This window comes from Peribacillus aracenensis, from assembly GCF_025175645.1.
GTDB classification, from domain to species: Bacteria; Bacillota; Bacilli; order Bacillales; family DSM-1321; genus Peribacillus; species Peribacillus aracenensis.
The window spans coordinates 27061-44091 of the sequence record NZ_JANZMJ010000021.1; the positions used below are offsets into that span (position 1 = coordinate 27061).

Genomic DNA, 17031 nt, shown 5'->3' on the forward strand with positions numbered 1-17031 from the left:
AAAAGTATGGGGCACCATTACTTTTTCCACGAGTCACTCCATATTTTCTGCATATTTAATTGGTAAGATGGATGCAATCATAAAGGAGGTTTACTCAATATGAAAAAAAGAACAAAATTGCCTATCATCCTATCATTATTGGCAGCGCTGTTTTTAATCCTTGGCGCATGTTCCAACAGCGATGATAAAAACAAAGAGGATAAAGAAGAAATGGGACATAGTGAAATGGATATGAACCATTCTAGCTCGGGTGATGTTCCTGAAGGATTAAAAGCTGCAGAAAATCCAACATATGAAGTTGGAAGTCAAGCGATTATCAAATCAGGTCATATGGAAGGCATGAGGGGGGCTGAAGCAACAATAGTGGGTGCATTTGATACGACTGCTTATGCCATTTCGTATACACCTGCAACTGGCGAGGAAAAAGTGGAAAATCATAAATGGATCATACAAGAAGAAATCAAAGATGCAGGAGAGAAGACATATGAACCCGGAGCGAAGGTCACAGTAAATGCTTCTCATATGGAAGGGATGAACGGGACAGTCGCTGAAGTTGAATCTGCTGAAAAAACGACTGTTTATATGGTCGATTATACACCGACTACGGGGGGAGAAAAAGTAAAGAACCATAAATGGGTAACGGAAAGTGAATTATCGGCATCTGAATGATTTAACATCATGATTTGCAAAACGAAAGAAGATAATAAGCCTTGGTTATCCTTAATGGTTCCTTTTTTACCAGGAACGTTTTTTTAAAAGGTTGTAATCAACTCGCTTTTCTTCGAGTTTTTCTACAGTCTGTAGGAATGGCAAACAAGCCATTCCTTTTTTTGTGAATAAACATTTTTGAAAATTATTGTTTGTAGTAGATTGTAAAACTTTGGTATCTGTTAGTATGGATTTATCAAAATGTGAAAAACGGGGTGCAAATATGTTGACTGAATTAACCATTAGGCCTTTTATCGAAAATGACTATAAGGCGCTGAGCAACTATTGTTTACCTATAGAACAAGCAATATCGCATAGGATGTAGCAAGTGCAGTTACAGCGACAGGACATTGCGTTCGTAGGTGTCTCGAGGTCCATACATTTAACAGAATCAATTAGTTCGCGGATGTTTAAAGTAACTAAACCTTTCTTTAGACGTTAAGAACGTATAAATTTGCAGCGCAGAAGAGATTTCGTTGTAGTGGCAAACTTTAATTATGAAGTACTAGGGCAACTACGAATCACGTTTCACCTTTACAGGCTCGCCATTCAGCGAGTTTTCTTAATATTTCATAAAATGCAAATAAACATATTGACATGATCATAAACAAGAACTAATATAAAAATATTCAATGAATAATTTACGAACGTCATTCGACAATGACGAATGGAAAGAGGAATGGTAGTGGCTGAACGTCTCATCCAATCAATTGAAAGGGCAGCTGATGTTCTTGAATTGTTTTTGGTCTCAAACCCGGAACTTAGTGTCAAAGAAATAAGTGAAAAACTAAATTTATCAAAAAGCACGGTTCACGGGATTATCAAGACTTTGGAAGAAAGAGGTTACCTTCAACAAAACCCGGTAGATTTGAAGTATAAGCTGGGTATGAAACTTTTTGAACTCGGCAATTTTGTGGGGAGTCATCTTGATATTGGAAAAATTGCTAGACCAATTATTAGAAATCTTGTTGTTGAACTTAATGAAACCGTTCACTTAGTTATGTTACAGCGAGATGAAGTTATTTACATTGATAAAATTGAAGGCCCCAGAGCCCTTACAATCTACTCGCATATAGGAAAAAGAGCTCCAGTTCATTGTACTGGAGTAGGTAAGGTGATTCTTGCCTACCAAGGCGAAAGTGAAATAGATAGGATTTTATCATCTGTAGTTTTAGAATCGTTTACAGAGTACACGATGACTAATATAACGAATATTAAAAATCATTTAAAGTTAATACGGGAGAAAGGCTATGCTATTGATGATGAAGAGATAGAGCTAGGGCTCAAATGTATAGCCGCTCCAATATTCAACCATCAAGGAAATGTAATCGCTTCTATTAGCTGTGCTGCACCTAAAATGAGGTTTGACGATGAGCGGATTCCAGAGGTAATAGAGAGAATTCAAATAGCATCGTCTGAAATTTCGAAATGTTTAGGTTATAAAAATGATAATAATCATATAGAAACAAGCCAGAACTTATAAAATACATTCAAATTCAGGAGGAGAATCATTTTGTCAAAAGTAAAAGTTGCCATTCTTGGCTCAGGAAATATTGGTACAGATCTTATGATAAAACTTGGACGATCTGAAGTTTTAGAGTTGACGACTGTTATTGGGATTGATCCAAATTCGGATGGTTTACGTCGTGCGAGGGAATTAGGTTATGTGTCCATTGATAATGGGATAGATGGATTTCTCGAAACACCAGAATTGGCGGATATTATCTTTGATGCAACATCTGCCAAGGCTCATCTCTATAATGCAAAAGTGTTAAAAGAAGCAGGGAAAAAAGTGATTGATATGACTCCAGCAGCTGTAGGTCCATTTGTGTGTGCAGCAGTAAACATTGAAGAACACTTAGATAAAGATAATATCAACCTTATTACTTGTGGCGGTCAGGCAACAATTCCGATGGTCCATGCCGTAAATCGAGTATGTCCAGTAGAATATGCTGAAATCGTTGCTACGATCTCTAGTCTTAGTGCAGGACCTGGAACTCGTGCAAATATCGATGAATTTACAGAAACTACTTCACGTGCGGTCGAAGTGGTTGGAGGTGCTAAAAAAGGAAAAGCAATCATTATCTTGAATCCTGCCGAACCGCCAATTCTTATGCGTGATACGGTTTATACTCTTGTAGAGGAAGGAAAAATGGATGAAGAAGCGATTAAGCATTCGATTGAAGAAATGACTAAAGTTGTTCAATCTTATGTTCCTGGCTATCGTATTCGTACAGAACCAATCTTTGATGGAAATAAAGTAACCATCTTCATAGAAGTAGAAGGTGCTGGAGATTATTTACCAAAATATTCAGGGAATCTTGATATTATGACAGCGGCTGGCGTTAGAATAGCAGAAGAATTCGCAAATAACCTATTGACGAAAGAAACAGTTTGAACTGTAGAAAGGGGTACAAAATACAATGACAAATAATGAAGATATATTAATCACTGAGGTAGCGTTGCGAGATGGAAGCCATGCGATCTCTCATCAATATACTGTAGATCAAGTACTTAAAGTTGCAAAAGCATTGAACAACGCTAATGTCCCTTATATCGAAGTATCACATGGAGATGGTTTAGCTGGATCATCTTTACAGTATGGTCTTTCAAGAACAAATGAAATGGAATTAATCGAAGCCGCAGTTTCTGTTGCGGATAAGTCAAAAATTGCTGTTTTGTTATTACCAGGTATTGGTACCTTGCATAATTTAAAAGAAGCAGCCAATTTGGGAGCAAAAATGGCCCGTATTGCAACTCATGTAACCGAAGCTGACGTTGCCCAACAACATATTGCTTATGCAAAAGAACTTGGAATGGAAACCGTCGGATTTTTGATGATGGCCCATATGGCACCAGTTGAAAAATTAGTGGAACAAGCAAAATTAATGGAAAGCTATGGAGCAGATACTGTATATGTAGTTGATTCAGCAGGTTATCTACTTCCAGAGCAGGTTCGTGAACGTATACGTGCACTTAAACAATCTGTAGGAACTAAAGTGGGTTTCCACGGTCATAATAATTTATCTCTTGCGATGGCAAATACGCTTGTCGCAATCGAAGAAGGAGCTACTCGCATTGATGGAAGCGTCCGTTGCTTAGGAGCAGGTGCAGGTAATACGCAAACAGAAGTACTTGTAGCGGTTCTTGAACGGATGGGAATTCAAACAGGGGTAGATTTATATAAAATGATGGATTTGGCAGAAGACATTGTGGCGCCAATTTTGCAAACGCCTCAAGAAATTACAAAAGATAGTCTTACACTAGGGTATGCTGGGGTATACTCAAGCTTTGCTCTTCATGCGAAACGAGCAGCTGAAAAATTTAATGTCGATTCACGTGATATTTTAATCGAATTAGGAAAACGTAAAGTAGTCGGCGGTCAAGAAGATATGATTTTAGATGTGGCAGCTGAGATTGCTCAAGCGAAGCGTTCTTTAGTATAATAAAATAGTTGAAATAGAATGAGAGATATACTCTTCCCTCATTCTTTTCTTTATTTTAATGGATAATATAATATTAGTTTTTGTACTTAGCTTTAGTGTCTTGCGCCATCACCCGGAACCTGCAAGTGCAGGCAATGCGAACTGCTTCTTGGGTCTAGCCACTCTAGAATTGAAGGGTAAAGATCACCTTCCATTCCTGATCGTCTTATTTGCTCAAGCCTGAAACAGTGCGCCTGGGCTTTTATTAGTAAGCGCTTGAGTTGACCAATGAATGCGTAAAAAAAAAACACTTGCTATTTGTTATTGTAGTTCATAAATAATATTCTAATTTTATAGAATTCGTTCCAAAACTCGTCTATTTTTTGATTTTGATGTTATCCATACTTTGAATACTACCACTCTAATAAAAAGAGAGTTCAAGTAATTCAAAAAAATTAAATCAAATTAAACCACTATATATTAATAACAACTAATATGAAGTAAGAGGGCATGAAACCGGTAATCAACCGGGTTCATGCCTTTTAATTTCACCTAAATCTTTGGTGATTGTAATAATAAATATAATCTTATAGTTTTTGTTTAAAATGCTTAATGCTGTCGAACTTCTGTAAATAAAGCAATTCGCATTTTAATAAGCCCAAAAAAGTTTTCCATGACAGCGTAGTCGAGACAATTTCCCTTCTGGGACATGCTTTGTGTAATCGCATGTTCTTCAAGGTATGTGAGTATGGTTTCATTTGGTAATGCCAGCCTTGATCTGAATGAAGGATGGGTGAATCTTCCGATTCCCATCGCATTATGGCTTGGTCTAACATCTTGGAGACTTTTTTTCGTCTAATATTTTTTTGATTTTGTTTTGTGTTATTGGTTTGTATTTGACGCTTAAAGTGCGCGGCATCGAAAGGACTTTAGTTAATATGCTTATATTCCGAGTGATATAAATTGGTAATTTTTGTGACGGTATTTGTACTAAGTGTATAGAAAATTCAGAAATAAAAAGCGATTTTTGCTGTATTTTTTAATCGTAAAAAAATTTAAAATTGATAAAAGAAAGCGGTTTCAATCCGTGATTTTAAGTAGAAAGGAAGGTTTTAATCTATGAACCTTAATTCAGGAAAATGGACACCCCAAGCAATCCGTGCCCTTATCGATGAAGAGAAGGGAGTGTTAGATCCACGCATTTATACGGATCAGGAACTGTATGAGTTGGAATTGGAGAGGGTTTTTGGCCGTTCATGGCTGCTTCTTGGCCATGAGAGCCACGTTCCCAAACGGGGAGATTACTTGACCACCTATATGGGAGAAGATCCTGTGGTAATGGTGCGGCAGAGAGATGGAAGCATCAAGGTGTTCCATAATCAATGCCGGCATCGTGGGATGAGGATTTGCCGGGCGGATTGCGGGAATGCCAAGGCGTTCACGTGCACCTACCATGGCTGGGCGTATGACACAGCAGGCAATCTGGTCAATGTGCCGTTTGAAGAAGAAGCATTCTCCGGATTCAAGAAAGAAGAGTGGGGGCCGATGCAGGCTAGGGTCGAGATATACAAAGGGTTAGTATTTGCCAACTGGGATCCGGAAGCACCGGATTTGCTGACTTATTTGAGTGATGCAACCCCTTACATGGACACCATGTTGGATCGTTCCGAAGCAGGGACGGAAGCCATCGGGGTCATGCAAAAGTGGGTAATTCCTTGTAACTGGAAGTTTGCTGCGGAGCAATTTGCCAGTGACATGTACCATGCCCAGTCATCTCATATGGCTGCTGTAGTTGCAGGGTTGCCACCCGAGCAAGACTTATCCAATTTTGAGCCTCATATGAAAGGACATCAGTTCCGAGCCAAATGGGGCGGCCATGGATGCGGCTTTTATATTGATACAGCAAGAGGTTCGGTACGTGTAGGACCCATAGTCGACAAATATTATAGCGAAGGCCCGGCTTATGAAAAGGCGAAAGAACGTCTGGCTCCTCTCCTGCCATACCACAGAATGGCGACAAGCCACATGACTATCTTCCCAAACTGCTCATTCTTGCCGTATGGTATGAACACTGTGCGGACCTGGCATCCGAAGGGGCCGGATGAGATTGAGGTGTGGGCCTTTGTCGTCGTTGATAAGGATGCACCGCAGGAAATCAAGGATGAACTGGCTCGTCAAAATGTCCGTACGTTCAGTGCCGGTGGAGTGTTCGAGCAGGATGACGGGGAAAACTGGGTTGAAATTCAGAAAGCTCTTCGTGGGTACAAGTCCAAAACTGCACCGCTGGCTATGCAGATGGGTCTGAATGTTCTGGGAAAAAACAATCCGGAATTTCCGGGTAAAACCTCCTATGTATTTTCTGAAGAAGCAGCTAGAGGGTTTTATTCCCATTGGGCCCGCATGATGTCGGAACCGAGTTGGGATACATTGAGGCCCCAATCTTAAGTTGGGGTCGTTGCCTACACATATGGGGGATTGGATGTCATACGATTTAGGATTAAAACAAGGGGAGATAAAAGGCATGGAAATAATGGAGTTAGTCAAACCGTTTAAATGGGCGGAAAGTAGCTCAAGTCTGGAACTGCAACATGAAATTGAGCAGTTTTACTACAAGGAAGCGCAGCTGCTAGACCACTCGGAGTTTGAAGCGTGGTTAGAGCTGATGGACAAGGATATTCATTATTGGATGCCAATTCGCATGAACCGCTTAGGTAGAGAAATGTCGCAGGAGTATGCGCCTAAAGGAAAAGGAGCGCACTACGACGATACCTATGAAACGATGCGCGGACGTATTCGAGCGAGAGTATCGGGGGTGAACTGGGCGGAGAATCCGGTGTCTCGTACACGGCACATTATTTCCAACGTCATTATTCGGGAAATGGAGGGACCGAACACGTATGAGGTGGCATCGTCATTTATCGTGTATCGCAACCGTTCGGAAAATCAGGCAGATATTTTTCCGGGCGAGCGCCGGGATGTACTGCGGCGTTCGGAGGAAGGATTGGGCTTTAAAATTGCCCGCCGAACAATTTTGATTGATCAAAGTACGCTTTTGGCAAATAACTTGTCTGTCTTTTTTTAAACATTACTACAGTGGGAAGGAAATGCATTATGAAATTTACAAAGGTTTGCACGTTGTCTGATCTACCGGATGATGAGGGGTTAAAGGTAGTGGAAGGAAACACGGCAGTAGCGGTGTTTAATGTCAATGGCGAAGTAATTGCAACACAAGACCGCTGTTCTCACGCCAAATGGTCGCTGTCTGAAGGAGGTTATCTAGAGGGGGATGTCATCGTGTGCTCATTGCATATGGGAAAGTTTTGTGCCCACACAGGAGAAGTAAAGATGGCCCCCCCTTGGAAACCTTTGAAAAAGTATCCGGTACGGGTTGATGGAGACGATGTATACGTGGCTTTTGAAAACGGGTACTTTGAAAAAAAAGAGTAACCAACCTATGATCATGCTACATATGACTATTTATACGAGTGGGGAGCTGCAATTATGAGATTGACCAATGAAGTGGTCTTGATTACAGGCGGTGCATCCGGCGTCGGCCGTGCCATTGTGGAACGATTTGTGGCTGAAGGTGCCAAAGTTGCAGTGTTTGACAAGTCGGCAGATCGTCTGAATCAGCTTGAACAAGAGTACGGTGAAAATGTCATTGGAATGGTTGGAGATGTACGTCGGTTCAGTGACCTCAAGTCAGCGGTAAGCCGGTGTACTGAACATTTCGGGAAAATTGACACGTTAATTGCAAATGTCGGTATTTGGGATTACAACATGTCGCTGGTGGATCTTCCGGAAGACAAGATTGATCAAGCATTTGATGAATTGTTCCATATCAATGTCAAGGGTTACTTGCTTGCGGCCAAGGCGTGTCTGCCGCAATTGGCGGAAACCAGGGGGAATATCATCTTTACGGTTTCTAATGCAGGCTTTTACACAAACGGAGGCGGACCGCTTTACACATCCACCAAGCACGCCGTTGTTGGTTTGGTTCGCCAGTTGGCATTTGAATTAGCACCTTATATCCGAGTGAACGGCATTGCCATCGGCGGTGCAATGACGGATTTGAGGGGACCTGCCTCACTGGAAATGGACAACAGGTCCATAACGAGCATGTATAAAGAATGGTACAATGACGATGACTTGGAACCGGGTAAGGGGAATGTAGAGTCAGCCTCTCCGATCGGTCGTATATTGTACGGAGAAGATTATGCTGGGTCTTACGTATTTTTTGCCTCGCGAAATGACAATATTCCGGCCACAGGAGCAGTATTGAATTTCGATGGAGGCTGGGGCATTCGAGGTCTTCGCAGAATAACGGGAAGTCAGGGATTGCTGGAGAAATTAAGGATCAGAGATTGAAAAAGTACTATTAATTCCATTTCACCGATCAGAGCGGTTTAGGTGAAGGATGAGATAGCATGGCAATTGGAAACATGGGATATTTGGTTTTTTCTGTGAAGGATGTGCCCGCATGGAAAAGTTACATGACAAATATGCTAGGGATGGTAGAAGTTGATGGCTCAGATCATTCAGCTTTGTATCGCATGGATTCAGTATGATAACGATGGGTTTGTCCGATGGACGCTCTTTCATCCCTATGGACTTTACTTTGCTTAGTTCCTCAAAATGATGTAAGGAATCGACAAGCACACTCAGGGGAAGTAGAATAATCTTAAAATGCTAATTTTTCAGTGAGCTAATTAAGCTTTAACTTTCTTAAGTGGGTGAATATATTGCAAAATAAGGTCCATTATCCTAATGAAATGTTTGCTCAAATATCGTCGTATTTTGGAAACTATAACTTTACAGAGAAGGAGTTCGAATCGGGACTGCCACAAATGCTTCTGAACTGCCTTGATACAGTTTTAACTGAAAAAAATAACTTGCAGGCTGCCATGGATTTCAATAACCAAGCCATAGGGCAGTTTCTAAATGGCATTGGGGAAGCACGATTGGCTGACGTATGCTATCAGCTTACAAACATCCCCATCATTCTTGAAGATCTAGGGTTTAACTATCTATATTCAATAGGCTTAGATCCGGAACTGGGTAGACAATATAGCAGTAACTTAAAGAAAATCGTTAAAAATAATCTCGATGGAGATAATCACATCAAACTGACTGAACTTATTGAGAAGCAACAAATTGTCGAACTGGTCCAATCTGATGAACATAAGAGATTAATTGCTCCGATGGTATCCAGAGGCAAGATTGTAGGTTACTGCTCCTTTATTAACACTTCTTTTAATGCAGTTGATTGGTTGAAAATGAAGCAAATGTGTCTCATCGGATCTGTGAGTGATTATAACAATGAAACAATCCTGGATACAGAACTGAAGTTAAACATCAAAGGCGGATTGTTAGAAGATATGATCCATAGTCGTTTAAACCCTGTAGTATTATTCAAAAGGGCCAGACATATTGGAGTGGATTTGGGCAAAGAGTATCAATTTTTAGTTTTGAAAGGGGATCCAAATTTTTACCCGAATGAAAAGGATCCAATCGGCGGTAAGAATTTGATTGAAGTTTTTTCAAGATATTTTATGGAGCGTAATCTGAATATCTTAATCTCGGAAGACTCTCAAAACATAGCTGCGTTGATGCCTGTTGACTTGTTCTCGAAATATTTTATAAACGTCGATGAATTTATCAGAAAATTACTTTGTTTTCTGAAAGAAAAGTACCCTAATATACCTTTTAAAATTGGCATCAGTTCTAGATCAAAGTCTCTTGAAGATATACCGATTCTGTACAATGAAGCTCTCATTTCATTGAACATAGACTATCAGCAAAAGGAAATTATGTACTTTGATGATTTAGGAGCGGTGGGGATTTTATTTCGCGCAGGAAAAACGGATGATATCCGGCATTTCTGCAACAAAATGCTTTCGAAATTACTTGAATACGATCGAGGGAAAGAATCAGAGTTAACAAGAACTCTATATTATTACATTAAAAGTGGCCAAAATATATGTAAAGCAGCAAGAATAATGAATTTGTCGATTGGTGGATTACGATATCGCGTGCAAAAAATATGTGGAATTTTAGATGCTGATATCAATGATCTACAAACCAGTAGTCAGCTTTTCATGGCACTGCAAGCGGGTATCATTTTGGGAGATCTGAAAATTGAGTGAATAAATTCACCGTTTGGTTGCCGTAATGGGGCTGTTTTAATTTGAGTTGACAAAACAAATAAAAAAACAAATAAAAAAACAGTTACTTCTTAGATCACTCAAAAACCGGATTATCGCGCAAAACTGAAATAAGATAAGATTACTGGGCAATTTTGTTTGATTTGTTATGAAATTACTGGTAAAGGCACTGGATCCGTGACACTTAAAGGCATGATCAAATACGAAATCATGTTTTATGGAGGCAAAGTGGGATTTTCACCAACCTATGAGTAAACGTATGATTTAGCACTGGCCAAAAGATCGATGATGAGATTTGAGAACAGTTAACATTGAAAAAAAACAGCTCATTTCCGTAAAAGAAATTCCGACAATCATGCAAGGGAAACTACCTATTGTTTGGAACGATCGAGTTTTTGACAAGTGGATTAAAACGGGGTAATGCCCCCGTTTGGATCGCAAAAAAAATATTCAGATTAGAGGGGTGGAAGAAATGGCTGAAATAGTAGCAGGAGTAGCAATATCACATAGTCCGATGATCATGACAAATGAAGCTGGCGGCGGAGAAAAAGGGCAGCGTTTTCTAAATACCGTTGCCGATATGAAAAAATGGCTGGAGGATATTGGAACAGATGTGATCGTCTTAATTTCGGATGATCATTTCAATAGTTATTTTTATGATCATATGCCATCCTTCACGATTGGAATTGATCGATGTGAAGGATGGGGCGACTGGCAAATTCCTGAATATCAAATTCCTGTCCAGCAAGAATTAGCGAAGCATGTTCTTGATACAGGTTTGGCGAACAATGTGGATTTTGCTTTTTCGATGAGAATGAAAGTGGATCATGGCCATACTCAAGCCGTCCACTTTTTAAACCCTGATCTAAAGATACCGGTTGTGCCGATTGCCGTGAATACAGCAGCACCGCCGCTGCCTACAATGGACCGCTGTTTCCAAGTCGGAGAAGTCGTCCGCAAAGCAATTGAATCATGGGAAAGCGATAAAAAGGTAGCGATTGTCGCTTCAGGAGGGATCTCTCATTGGGTTCCAATTCCAAAGATCGATAGTGAAAAGCCTGAAGATCAAGAGCTAATTAAAGTCCTAACAAATGGCCGTCAAGAAATTGAGCAGCTTGACGAATATTTGAACACGCGCAAAACACGTGTGACAAGTTTGAAATCCGGACCGGTCAATGAAGAGTGGGATCGTGAATTTTTACGATTGATTACAGAAAAAGACTATCAGGTACTTAGACAATGGGGCCCTGATTTTATCGAGGAAAATGGCGGCAATGGCGGTCAGGAAATTCATAACTGGCTTGTACTGCTAGGAATTCTTCAAGGGCTTGAACCAGAGGTTGCTTGTTATGAGCCAATCCCAGAATGGGTGACGGGAATGGGCGTTGTCAAGTTCCATAAAGTATAAGACTTTAAAAAAACGGAAGAGGAGAACGAGATGACAATTTGGACAGATTTAGCCGATTTAGAGTTTAAAAATTATTATGTAGATGCAAATGGAATCAAAACGAGAGTACTAGAAGCAGGAACTGGGGAACCGCTTATTTTGCTACATGGTACTGGCGGTCATATTGAGGCTTACGCTCGGAACATTAGAGGGCTGAGTGAGCATTTCCGTGTAATCTGCATTGATATGCTCGGGCATGGTTACACAGAAAAGCCAGATCGTCCTTACGGAATTGATTCCTATAGTGATCATCTATTATGGGTCATCCAGGCTTTAGACTTGAAAGAAGTCTATCTATCTGGTGAATCACTAGGCGGTTGGGTCGCAGCATGGTTCGCTGCCCATCACCCTGGACTTGCCAAAGCACTGGTATTAAATACTCCGGGAAATGTTAACAACAAGGCTGAAGTTATGAAAAAGCTGAAGGAATCCACCGTTAAGGCAGTTCTGGAAGCAAACTATGAAAATGTAAAAACCAGACTTGAATGGTTAATGTACGATAAGAGTCAAGTCACCGATGAGCTTATTGAAGCTCGTTACAAAATTTATACACAGCCATCGTACCAAGAAGCTGTTCATCACATTGTTGCCCTTCAAGACATTGAATATCGACAAAATTATAGCTGGGATCCATCCTGGTGTGGAAAGATTGATGTTCCAACCTTATTAGCATGGACGGATCATGACCCAACCTCTACAGTCGAGGAAGCAAAACCCATTCAAGAGATGATTCCTGGCAGTGAATTAACCGTCATTAACGATGCTGGACATTGGCCACAATGGGAAAAGGCTGGAGAATTTAACAAGGTCATTATTGATTTTTTAGTAAAATTCCAGTGAAATAAGTTTTGATATTTCCACCCAACTTTGATAGTGCAAGTGTAGAAACCTGTTCTATCAAAGTTCTTTTTATCATTTAAAAGAAAGAGGTTTTTTCTTTGAGCATACAAAAAACAGCTGTAGTACAAGATGCATACGAGCATTTGCTCCATGCAGAGCAAACGAAAAAATCCGTCACGCCGTTAACCGATCTGTATCCAAGCCTGACTGTTCACGAAGCGTATCAAGTCCAGCTAAAAGCGATTGATCAGAAAGTAAAGGCTGGACAGAAAATCGTTGGGAAAAAGATTGGGTTAACTTCCTTTGCCATGCAAGAGCTTTTAGGAGTCGACCAGCCGGATTACGGTCATTTATTGGACAGCATGAATGTTCCCAATAAGGGCAGCATCGCTGTCGATTCGCTTTTTGAACCAAAGGTTGAAGGGGAGGTCGCCTTTGTTCTCAATAAGGATCTTAAAGGTCCAAATGTGACAGCGGAAGACGTTTTAGCTGCAACTGAGTCCATCATTCCTTCATTAGAGATTGTGGACAGTCGAATTCTTAATTGGAAAATCAAGCTCCAAGACACTGTTGCCGATAATGCTTCCTGCGGGCTTTATGTATTAGGAGGCGAAAAATTCGCTGTCAATGGTTTAGACCTCACTAAAATCGAAATGAATCTTTATAAAAATGGCGAGCTCATGAACAAAGGGACAGGGGCAGATGTATTAGGTCATCCGGCCACATGTGTAGCCTGGTTAGCGAATAAGTTGTCTGAATATAATGTTATTTTGAAAGCTGGAGAAGTGATTTTATCAGGTGCTTTATCCGCAGCAGTAGTTGCACAAAAAGGGGATGTATTTACTGCTGAGTTCAGTGAGTTAGGAAAAGTGGAAGTTTCTTTTCGGTAAGTATCAGGCATTGGGAACATTGGAGAAGGAATTGAGCGGTAAGGAATCGTATTTGTTCCTTCTTCTTTTAAAAGGGGAATTAAGGCACTTTTTATGAACTCCTAATTGAACAAACGTGGCAACAAACCTTTAATAAAACTTAGTTTATGAACAAATGTATGTAAACTATAGGGTGCTTGAGTTGATGAAGGATTGTCTGCTAAAGAGGAAAAGCCCCACTCAATTGAGAAGGGCTTTAAATACTTAATAGTCCTCTTTTGTCCTCCAATGCTTTATATCGCATTTAAAACATTTAAGTCAAACTATTTTGAAACGTTAATTTAGAGCCCTGTTATACACCATTTCTTTCTATTATATATGAAAATGAATGTGAAGGCATTCATCATATTGCTTTCAATGTCGATTCCATCGAAAAAAAGCTTTCTGTAATGGAGAAAAATGGACACTTCGTATTGCAAAACGGGTGAAATCACTTCAAGTGAAGTGATTTACAAAGGAAAGCCTACTAAAGGAAAATCAAGATATATGTTTATCGATACACCGTTAATTCAAATTGAATTGATCGAGCCGGGCGATTCACCGAGCACGTGGAAGCATCACCATGAAAGGTATGGGGAAGGCGTTCACTGTATCTCGTTTGTTGTTAAAGATATGGAAGAGAAAATGAAGATGCTAGAAGAAATGGGCTATCCGGTCACTCAGACAGGTAACTTTTTTAACGAAAAAGGCCGATACGCATATATGGACACGACATCGACATATAAAGTGATTATTGAACTACTAGAACGTTTCGATGTGGGAATATTCTCTGTTTAAGAATTAATAAAAATAGGATCGTACATATGGATTTGTCTGAATAAAAAAGAGTAAGTAGAACACACATTGGAATGATCCAAACTTATTGTATAAGTCTCGGGGGAAACTAAGCTTAGAGAGGAGAAAAAGGAAGAAAAATGGCGAACTATACGATTATAGATAAAGAAACTTGTATTGCTTGCGGAGCATGCGGTGCTACAGCTCCTGAAATTTATGATTACGATGAAGAAGGTATTGCGTTTGTTACACTAGATAATAATGAAGGAACAGCTAGCGTACCTGATGAATTCGAGGAGGATATGTTAGATGCTTTAGAAGGGTGTCCAACCGAGTCTATTAAAGTAGCTCAGGCTTCTTTTGATGGTAATCCTATTAAATTTGAATAAAGATTTCTAGATAGTTGATTAGTAAGGATGTTTACAACTAGTTCAGTATCGAACGATTAATTTTAACAAGAGCATAACGAGAAGGTGATTACTAATGACAGAAGATCAGCAGATTTATGATATAACAATTATTGGTGGCGGACCAGTTGGTTTATTTACAGCTTTTTATGGAGGAATGAGACAAGCGAAGGTGAAAATTATAGAGAGTCTTCCTCAGTTGGGCGGACAGCTTACGGCTCTTTATCCTGAAAAATTCATTTATGACATAGCTGGATTTCCAAAAGTAAGAGCTCAAGAATTGGTAGACAATTTGAAAGAGCAAATGAAAGTATTCGAATCAACAATTTGTCTTGAAGAAGCAGTTGAACAGATTGAAAAGCAAGCGGATGAAACCTTTAAGATCACTACAAACCTCGATACTCATTTCTCTAAATCAATTATTATTACTGCAGGGAATGGAGCTTTTCAGCCTCGCAGACTAGAGTTAGAAGATACAACAAAGTTTGAAAGTAAGAATCTACATTATTTTGTTAATGACATGAACCAATTTAAAGGAAGAAAAGTAGCGATTCTAGGCGGTGGAGATTCTGCTGTTGATTGGGCTCTTATGCTTGAGCCTATCGCTGAAAAAGTAACATTGATACATCGAAGAGATAGATTTCGTGCCCATGAGCATAGTGTAGAACAATTAGTCAATTCTTCTGTTGAAGTCAAAACACCATATGTCCCTTCAGAGCTAGTAGGAGTGGAGAAGATTACTCAAATTGTTTTAGAACATACTAAGACTCAAGAAAAAGAAGTAGTAGACATAGATGATCTAATTGTTAATTACGGCTTTGTTTCTTCTCTTGGCCCGATTAAAGAATGGGGTCTTGAACTTGAGAAAAACGCCATTATAGTTAATAGTAAGCAAGAAACAAATATTGCAGGCATTTACGCTGTTGGGGATATTTGTACGTATGACGGGAAGGTTAAATTAATTGCATCAGGATTTGGTGAAGGTCCTACGGCAGTCAATAATGCTAAAGCCTATATTGATCCTAAAGCCAAAGTTCAGCCACTGCATAGTACTTCTTTATTCAGCTAACCTTTAGCTATATCTATTTATTACCATATGATCATGAATACTGCCCCCTAATTCGAATTTAATAATGATACGAATTAGGGGGCTTGTTTAATTTTATCGAAGATTATCGGGCAGTAAGACCCCCACTTCAAGACTGAGAGATCGCTGAAGTTAATTAAACTTCCATACACAGTAACTTAAAAATGAAAGAGTGGTTAAACGCAAAATAAGCATCTTAATGATCATCCAACCTGCCATGCAGGAAAATTTTCACCATTGATATGGATACGACATGTTCAGAATTCATGGTATCCATCCTACAATTTCTAAAATCGTCAGAACAATCTCAAAGACAATGAGAATCACAATGATCCATTCAACGAATAGTCCCCTGATCGAATGGCTGATGTTAGAAAACCCATCCATAATGTTATATAAAATTTCGGTTTTACTTTTCAAGATTTTATACCGATCATTCAATTCAAAAAAATCAAGCATTCTGTCATAAAATTCGCCGGCAATACTGCTTGTCCATGTAATATCAGGTTTATCCAGAATCATGATATACGCTAGGGTATTGTACTCGTGACGAACGATTTTTGCCGTCGTCCTCGCTAATTCCTTGTTGCCGATTCTCAGCTTGCCTTTTTCCAGCCGGTCTATCATGGCTTCGAGCTTGTCGTGGATTTTTCCGAGTTGTTCCTCTGTTTTTTCAAGTGCCACCGATTTTGCGAGAATGGTGGAAATTAATTCAGGATAGAAAAATTCATATTTAGGCACAACTACATATTCGTCTGTCAAATTGATGTTTTCAGTTTCACTGAAGTGAAGGCTGTAATCGTCTGTATATCTGTCTACATTAACGAGATCAATGTCCGGCTCGAAAGAATGGATAAAGGATGAAAACTCCTTAATCTCATCCGCGTGTGAGTAATTAATGAAGACAATGCTGCCAAAGGAGAAAACCAGCACCTGTTGCGATTCGTCCACATTTTTATTAAGGATGGAATTTAGAATATCGCCTTTAAGGATTAAAGGCTCTTCCCAGGTAAATTTTTTAGGAATACCGCAATGAATGGCGATTTTATTCAAATCAATTTCATTAGTGATTGCACATGCTTTAAAGGTAATGGGTTCCATCTATATCACTCTCTTCAGCAAATTGGTCTTTTTTCGAGTTTATTCTATTCTTACAAAAACATGCTTGAATAATTCTTGAAGGTAGAAAAAGGTTACTGATTGGTCCTTGAACCCAATAAACTCCATTAAGGATATGAGCTTTTGGTTTT

17 protein-coding genes and 2 pseudogenes are annotated in these 17031 nt (G+C 39.6%); 17 read left to right on the forward strand and 2 right to left on the reverse strand.

Annotated elements, in window-relative coordinates; genetic code table 11:
* The first annotated feature begins 99 nt into the window (after positions 1-99).
* The 4 genes from N0M92_RS19170 to dmpG all read left to right on the forward strand — a co-directional run bounded on the left by N0M92_RS19170 (position 100) and on the right by dmpG (position 4154).
* The gene (locus N0M92_RS19170) at positions 100-669 is read left to right on the forward strand and encodes a YdhK family protein (RefSeq protein WP_260287329.1); all 570 of its coding nucleotides are present in this window, start codon (positions 100-102) and stop codon (positions 667-669) included.
* A 724-nt stretch (positions 670-1393) separates the two neighbouring features.
* The gene (locus N0M92_RS19175) at positions 1394-2191 is read left to right on the forward strand and encodes an IclR family transcriptional regulator (RefSeq protein WP_260287330.1); all 798 of its coding nucleotides are present in this window, start codon (positions 1394-1396) and stop codon (positions 2189-2191) included.
* A gap of 30 nt (positions 2192-2221) precedes the next feature.
* Positions 2222-3106, forward strand: coding sequence for an acetaldehyde dehydrogenase (acetylating) (locus N0M92_RS19180; RefSeq protein ID WP_260287331.1), 885 nt, complete (start codon positions 2222-2224; stop codon positions 3104-3106).
* Between the two features lie 25 nt (positions 3107-3131).
* Complete coding sequence (gene dmpG / locus N0M92_RS19185; RefSeq protein ID WP_260287332.1) at positions 3132-4154, forward strand: 4-hydroxy-2-oxovalerate aldolase; 1023 nt, start codon at positions 3132-3134, stop codon at positions 4152-4154.
* Between the two features lie 459 nt (positions 4155-4613).
* Here the strand turns inward: dmpG and N0M92_RS19190 are convergent.
* Positions 4614-4978, reverse strand: a pseudogene (locus N0M92_RS19190) (IS3 family transposase); the annotation flags it as partial.
* 274 nt (positions 4979-5252) lie between these two features.
* On the opposite strand from N0M92_RS19190, the pseudogene N0M92_RS29485 reads away from it, so the two are divergent.
* The 13 genes and pseudogenes from N0M92_RS29485 to N0M92_RS19250 all read left to right on the forward strand — a co-directional run.
* Positions 5253-5630, forward strand: a pseudogene (locus tag N0M92_RS29485) (Rieske 2Fe-2S domain-containing protein); the annotation flags it as partial.
* Between the two features lie 48 nt (positions 5631-5678).
* Positions 5679-6578, forward strand: coding sequence for an RHO alpha subunit C-terminal catalytic domain-containing protein (locus N0M92_RS19195; protein WP_311202576.1), 900 nt, complete (start codon positions 5679-5681; stop codon positions 6576-6578).
* Between the two features lie 34 nt (positions 6579-6612).
* A complete protein-coding gene (locus tag N0M92_RS19200; RefSeq protein WP_260287333.1) occupies positions 6613-7215 on the forward strand; it encodes an aromatic-ring-hydroxylating dioxygenase subunit beta in 603 nt (200 codons plus the stop codon).
* A 29-nt stretch (positions 7216-7244) separates the two neighbouring features.
* Complete coding sequence (locus tag N0M92_RS19205; protein ID WP_260287334.1) at positions 7245-7580, forward strand: non-heme iron oxygenase ferredoxin subunit; 336 nt, start codon at positions 7245-7247, stop codon at positions 7578-7580.
* Between the two features lie 54 nt (positions 7581-7634).
* Complete coding sequence (gene hcaB, locus N0M92_RS19210; RefSeq protein ID WP_260287335.1) at positions 7635-8501, forward strand: 3-(cis-5,6-dihydroxycyclohexa-1,3-dien-1-yl)propanoate dehydrogenase; 867 nt, start codon at positions 7635-7637, stop codon at positions 8499-8501.
* Between the two features lie 125 nt (positions 8502-8626).
* Entirely contained in the window at positions 8627-8701 is a 75-nt protein-coding gene (locus tag N0M92_RS29600; RefSeq protein ID WP_449581660.1) for a hypothetical protein, read from the forward strand.
* A 174-nt stretch (positions 8702-8875) separates the two neighbouring features.
* Positions 8876-10279 (forward strand): PucR family transcriptional regulator, encoded by a 1404-nt coding sequence (locus N0M92_RS19220; RefSeq protein ID WP_260287337.1) that lies wholly within the window; start codon positions 8876-8878, stop codon positions 10277-10279.
* Between the two features lie 490 nt (positions 10280-10769).
* Positions 10770-11705, forward strand: a complete 936-nt coding sequence (locus N0M92_RS19225) for a DODA-type extradiol aromatic ring-opening family dioxygenase (RefSeq protein WP_260287338.1) — start codon at positions 10770-10772, stop codon at positions 11703-11705.
* A 30-nt stretch (positions 11706-11735) separates the two neighbouring features.
* Positions 11736-12584, forward strand: coding sequence for an alpha/beta fold hydrolase (locus N0M92_RS19230; RefSeq protein WP_260287339.1), 849 nt, complete (start codon positions 11736-11738; stop codon positions 12582-12584).
* A gap of 98 nt (positions 12585-12682) precedes the next feature.
* Positions 12683-13474: a 2-keto-4-pentenoate hydratase gene (locus N0M92_RS19235; protein WP_260287340.1), complete on the forward strand. Its 792-nt coding sequence runs from the start codon at positions 12683-12685 to the stop codon at positions 13472-13474.
* Positions 13475-13912: 438 nt separating this feature from the next.
* Positions 13913-14290 (forward strand): VOC family protein, encoded by a 378-nt coding sequence (locus tag N0M92_RS19240; RefSeq protein WP_260287341.1) that lies wholly within the window; start codon positions 13913-13915, stop codon positions 14288-14290.
* Between the two features lie 137 nt (positions 14291-14427).
* Positions 14428-14676: a ferredoxin gene (locus tag N0M92_RS19245; RefSeq protein WP_260287342.1), complete on the forward strand. Its 249-nt coding sequence runs from the start codon at positions 14428-14430 to the stop codon at positions 14674-14676.
* Positions 14677-14770: 94 nt separating this feature from the next.
* A complete protein-coding gene (locus N0M92_RS19250; RefSeq protein ID WP_260287343.1) occupies positions 14771-15763 on the forward strand; it encodes an NAD(P)/FAD-dependent oxidoreductase in 993 nt (330 codons plus the stop codon).
* A 282-nt stretch (positions 15764-16045) separates the two neighbouring features.
* Here N0M92_RS19250 and N0M92_RS19255 read toward each other — a convergent pair whose 3' ends face one another.
* Positions 16046-16882, reverse strand: coding sequence for an RMD1 family protein (locus N0M92_RS19255; RefSeq protein WP_260287344.1), 837 nt, complete (start codon positions 16880-16882; stop codon positions 16046-16048).
* Positions 16883-17031 lie beyond the last annotated feature (149 nt).

Coding starts and splice junctions, on each gene's coding strand:
- hcaB (WP_260287335.1), top strand. CDS start 7,635: ATGAGATTGACCAATGAAGTGGTCTTGATTACAGGCGGTGCATCCGGC.
- N0M92_RS19250 (WP_260287343.1), top strand. CDS start 14,771: ATGACAGAAGATCAGCAGATTTATGATATAACAATTATTGGTGGCGGA.
- N0M92_RS19200 (WP_260287333.1), top strand. CDS start 6,613: ATGTCATACGATTTAGGATTAAAACAAGGGGAGATAAAAGGCATGGAA.
- N0M92_RS19230 (WP_260287339.1), top strand. CDS start 11,736: ATGACAATTTGGACAGATTTAGCCGATTTAGAGTTTAAAAATTATTAT.
- N0M92_RS19245 (WP_260287342.1), top strand. CDS start 14,428: ATGGCGAACTATACGATTATAGATAAAGAAACTTGTATTGCTTGCGGA.
- N0M92_RS19255 (WP_260287344.1), bottom strand. CDS start 16,882: ATGGAACCCATTACCTTTAAAGCATGTGCAATCACTAATGAAATTGAT.
- N0M92_RS19205 (WP_260287334.1), top strand. CDS start 7,245: ATGAAATTTACAAAGGTTTGCACGTTGTCTGATCTACCGGATGATGAG.
- N0M92_RS19225 (WP_260287338.1), top strand. CDS start 10,770: ATGGCTGAAATAGTAGCAGGAGTAGCAATATCACATAGTCCGATGATC.
- N0M92_RS19195 (WP_311202576.1), top strand. CDS start 5,679: ATGCAGGCTAGGGTCGAGATATACAAAGGGTTAGTATTTGCCAACTGG.
- N0M92_RS19240 (WP_260287341.1), top strand. CDS start 13,913: ATGGACACTTCGTATTGCAAAACGGGTGAAATCACTTCAAGTGAAGTG.
- N0M92_RS19170 (WP_260287329.1), top strand. CDS start 100: ATGAAAAAAAGAACAAAATTGCCTATCATCCTATCATTATTGGCAGCG.
- dmpG (WP_260287332.1), top strand. CDS start 3,132: ATGACAAATAATGAAGATATATTAATCACTGAGGTAGCGTTGCGAGAT.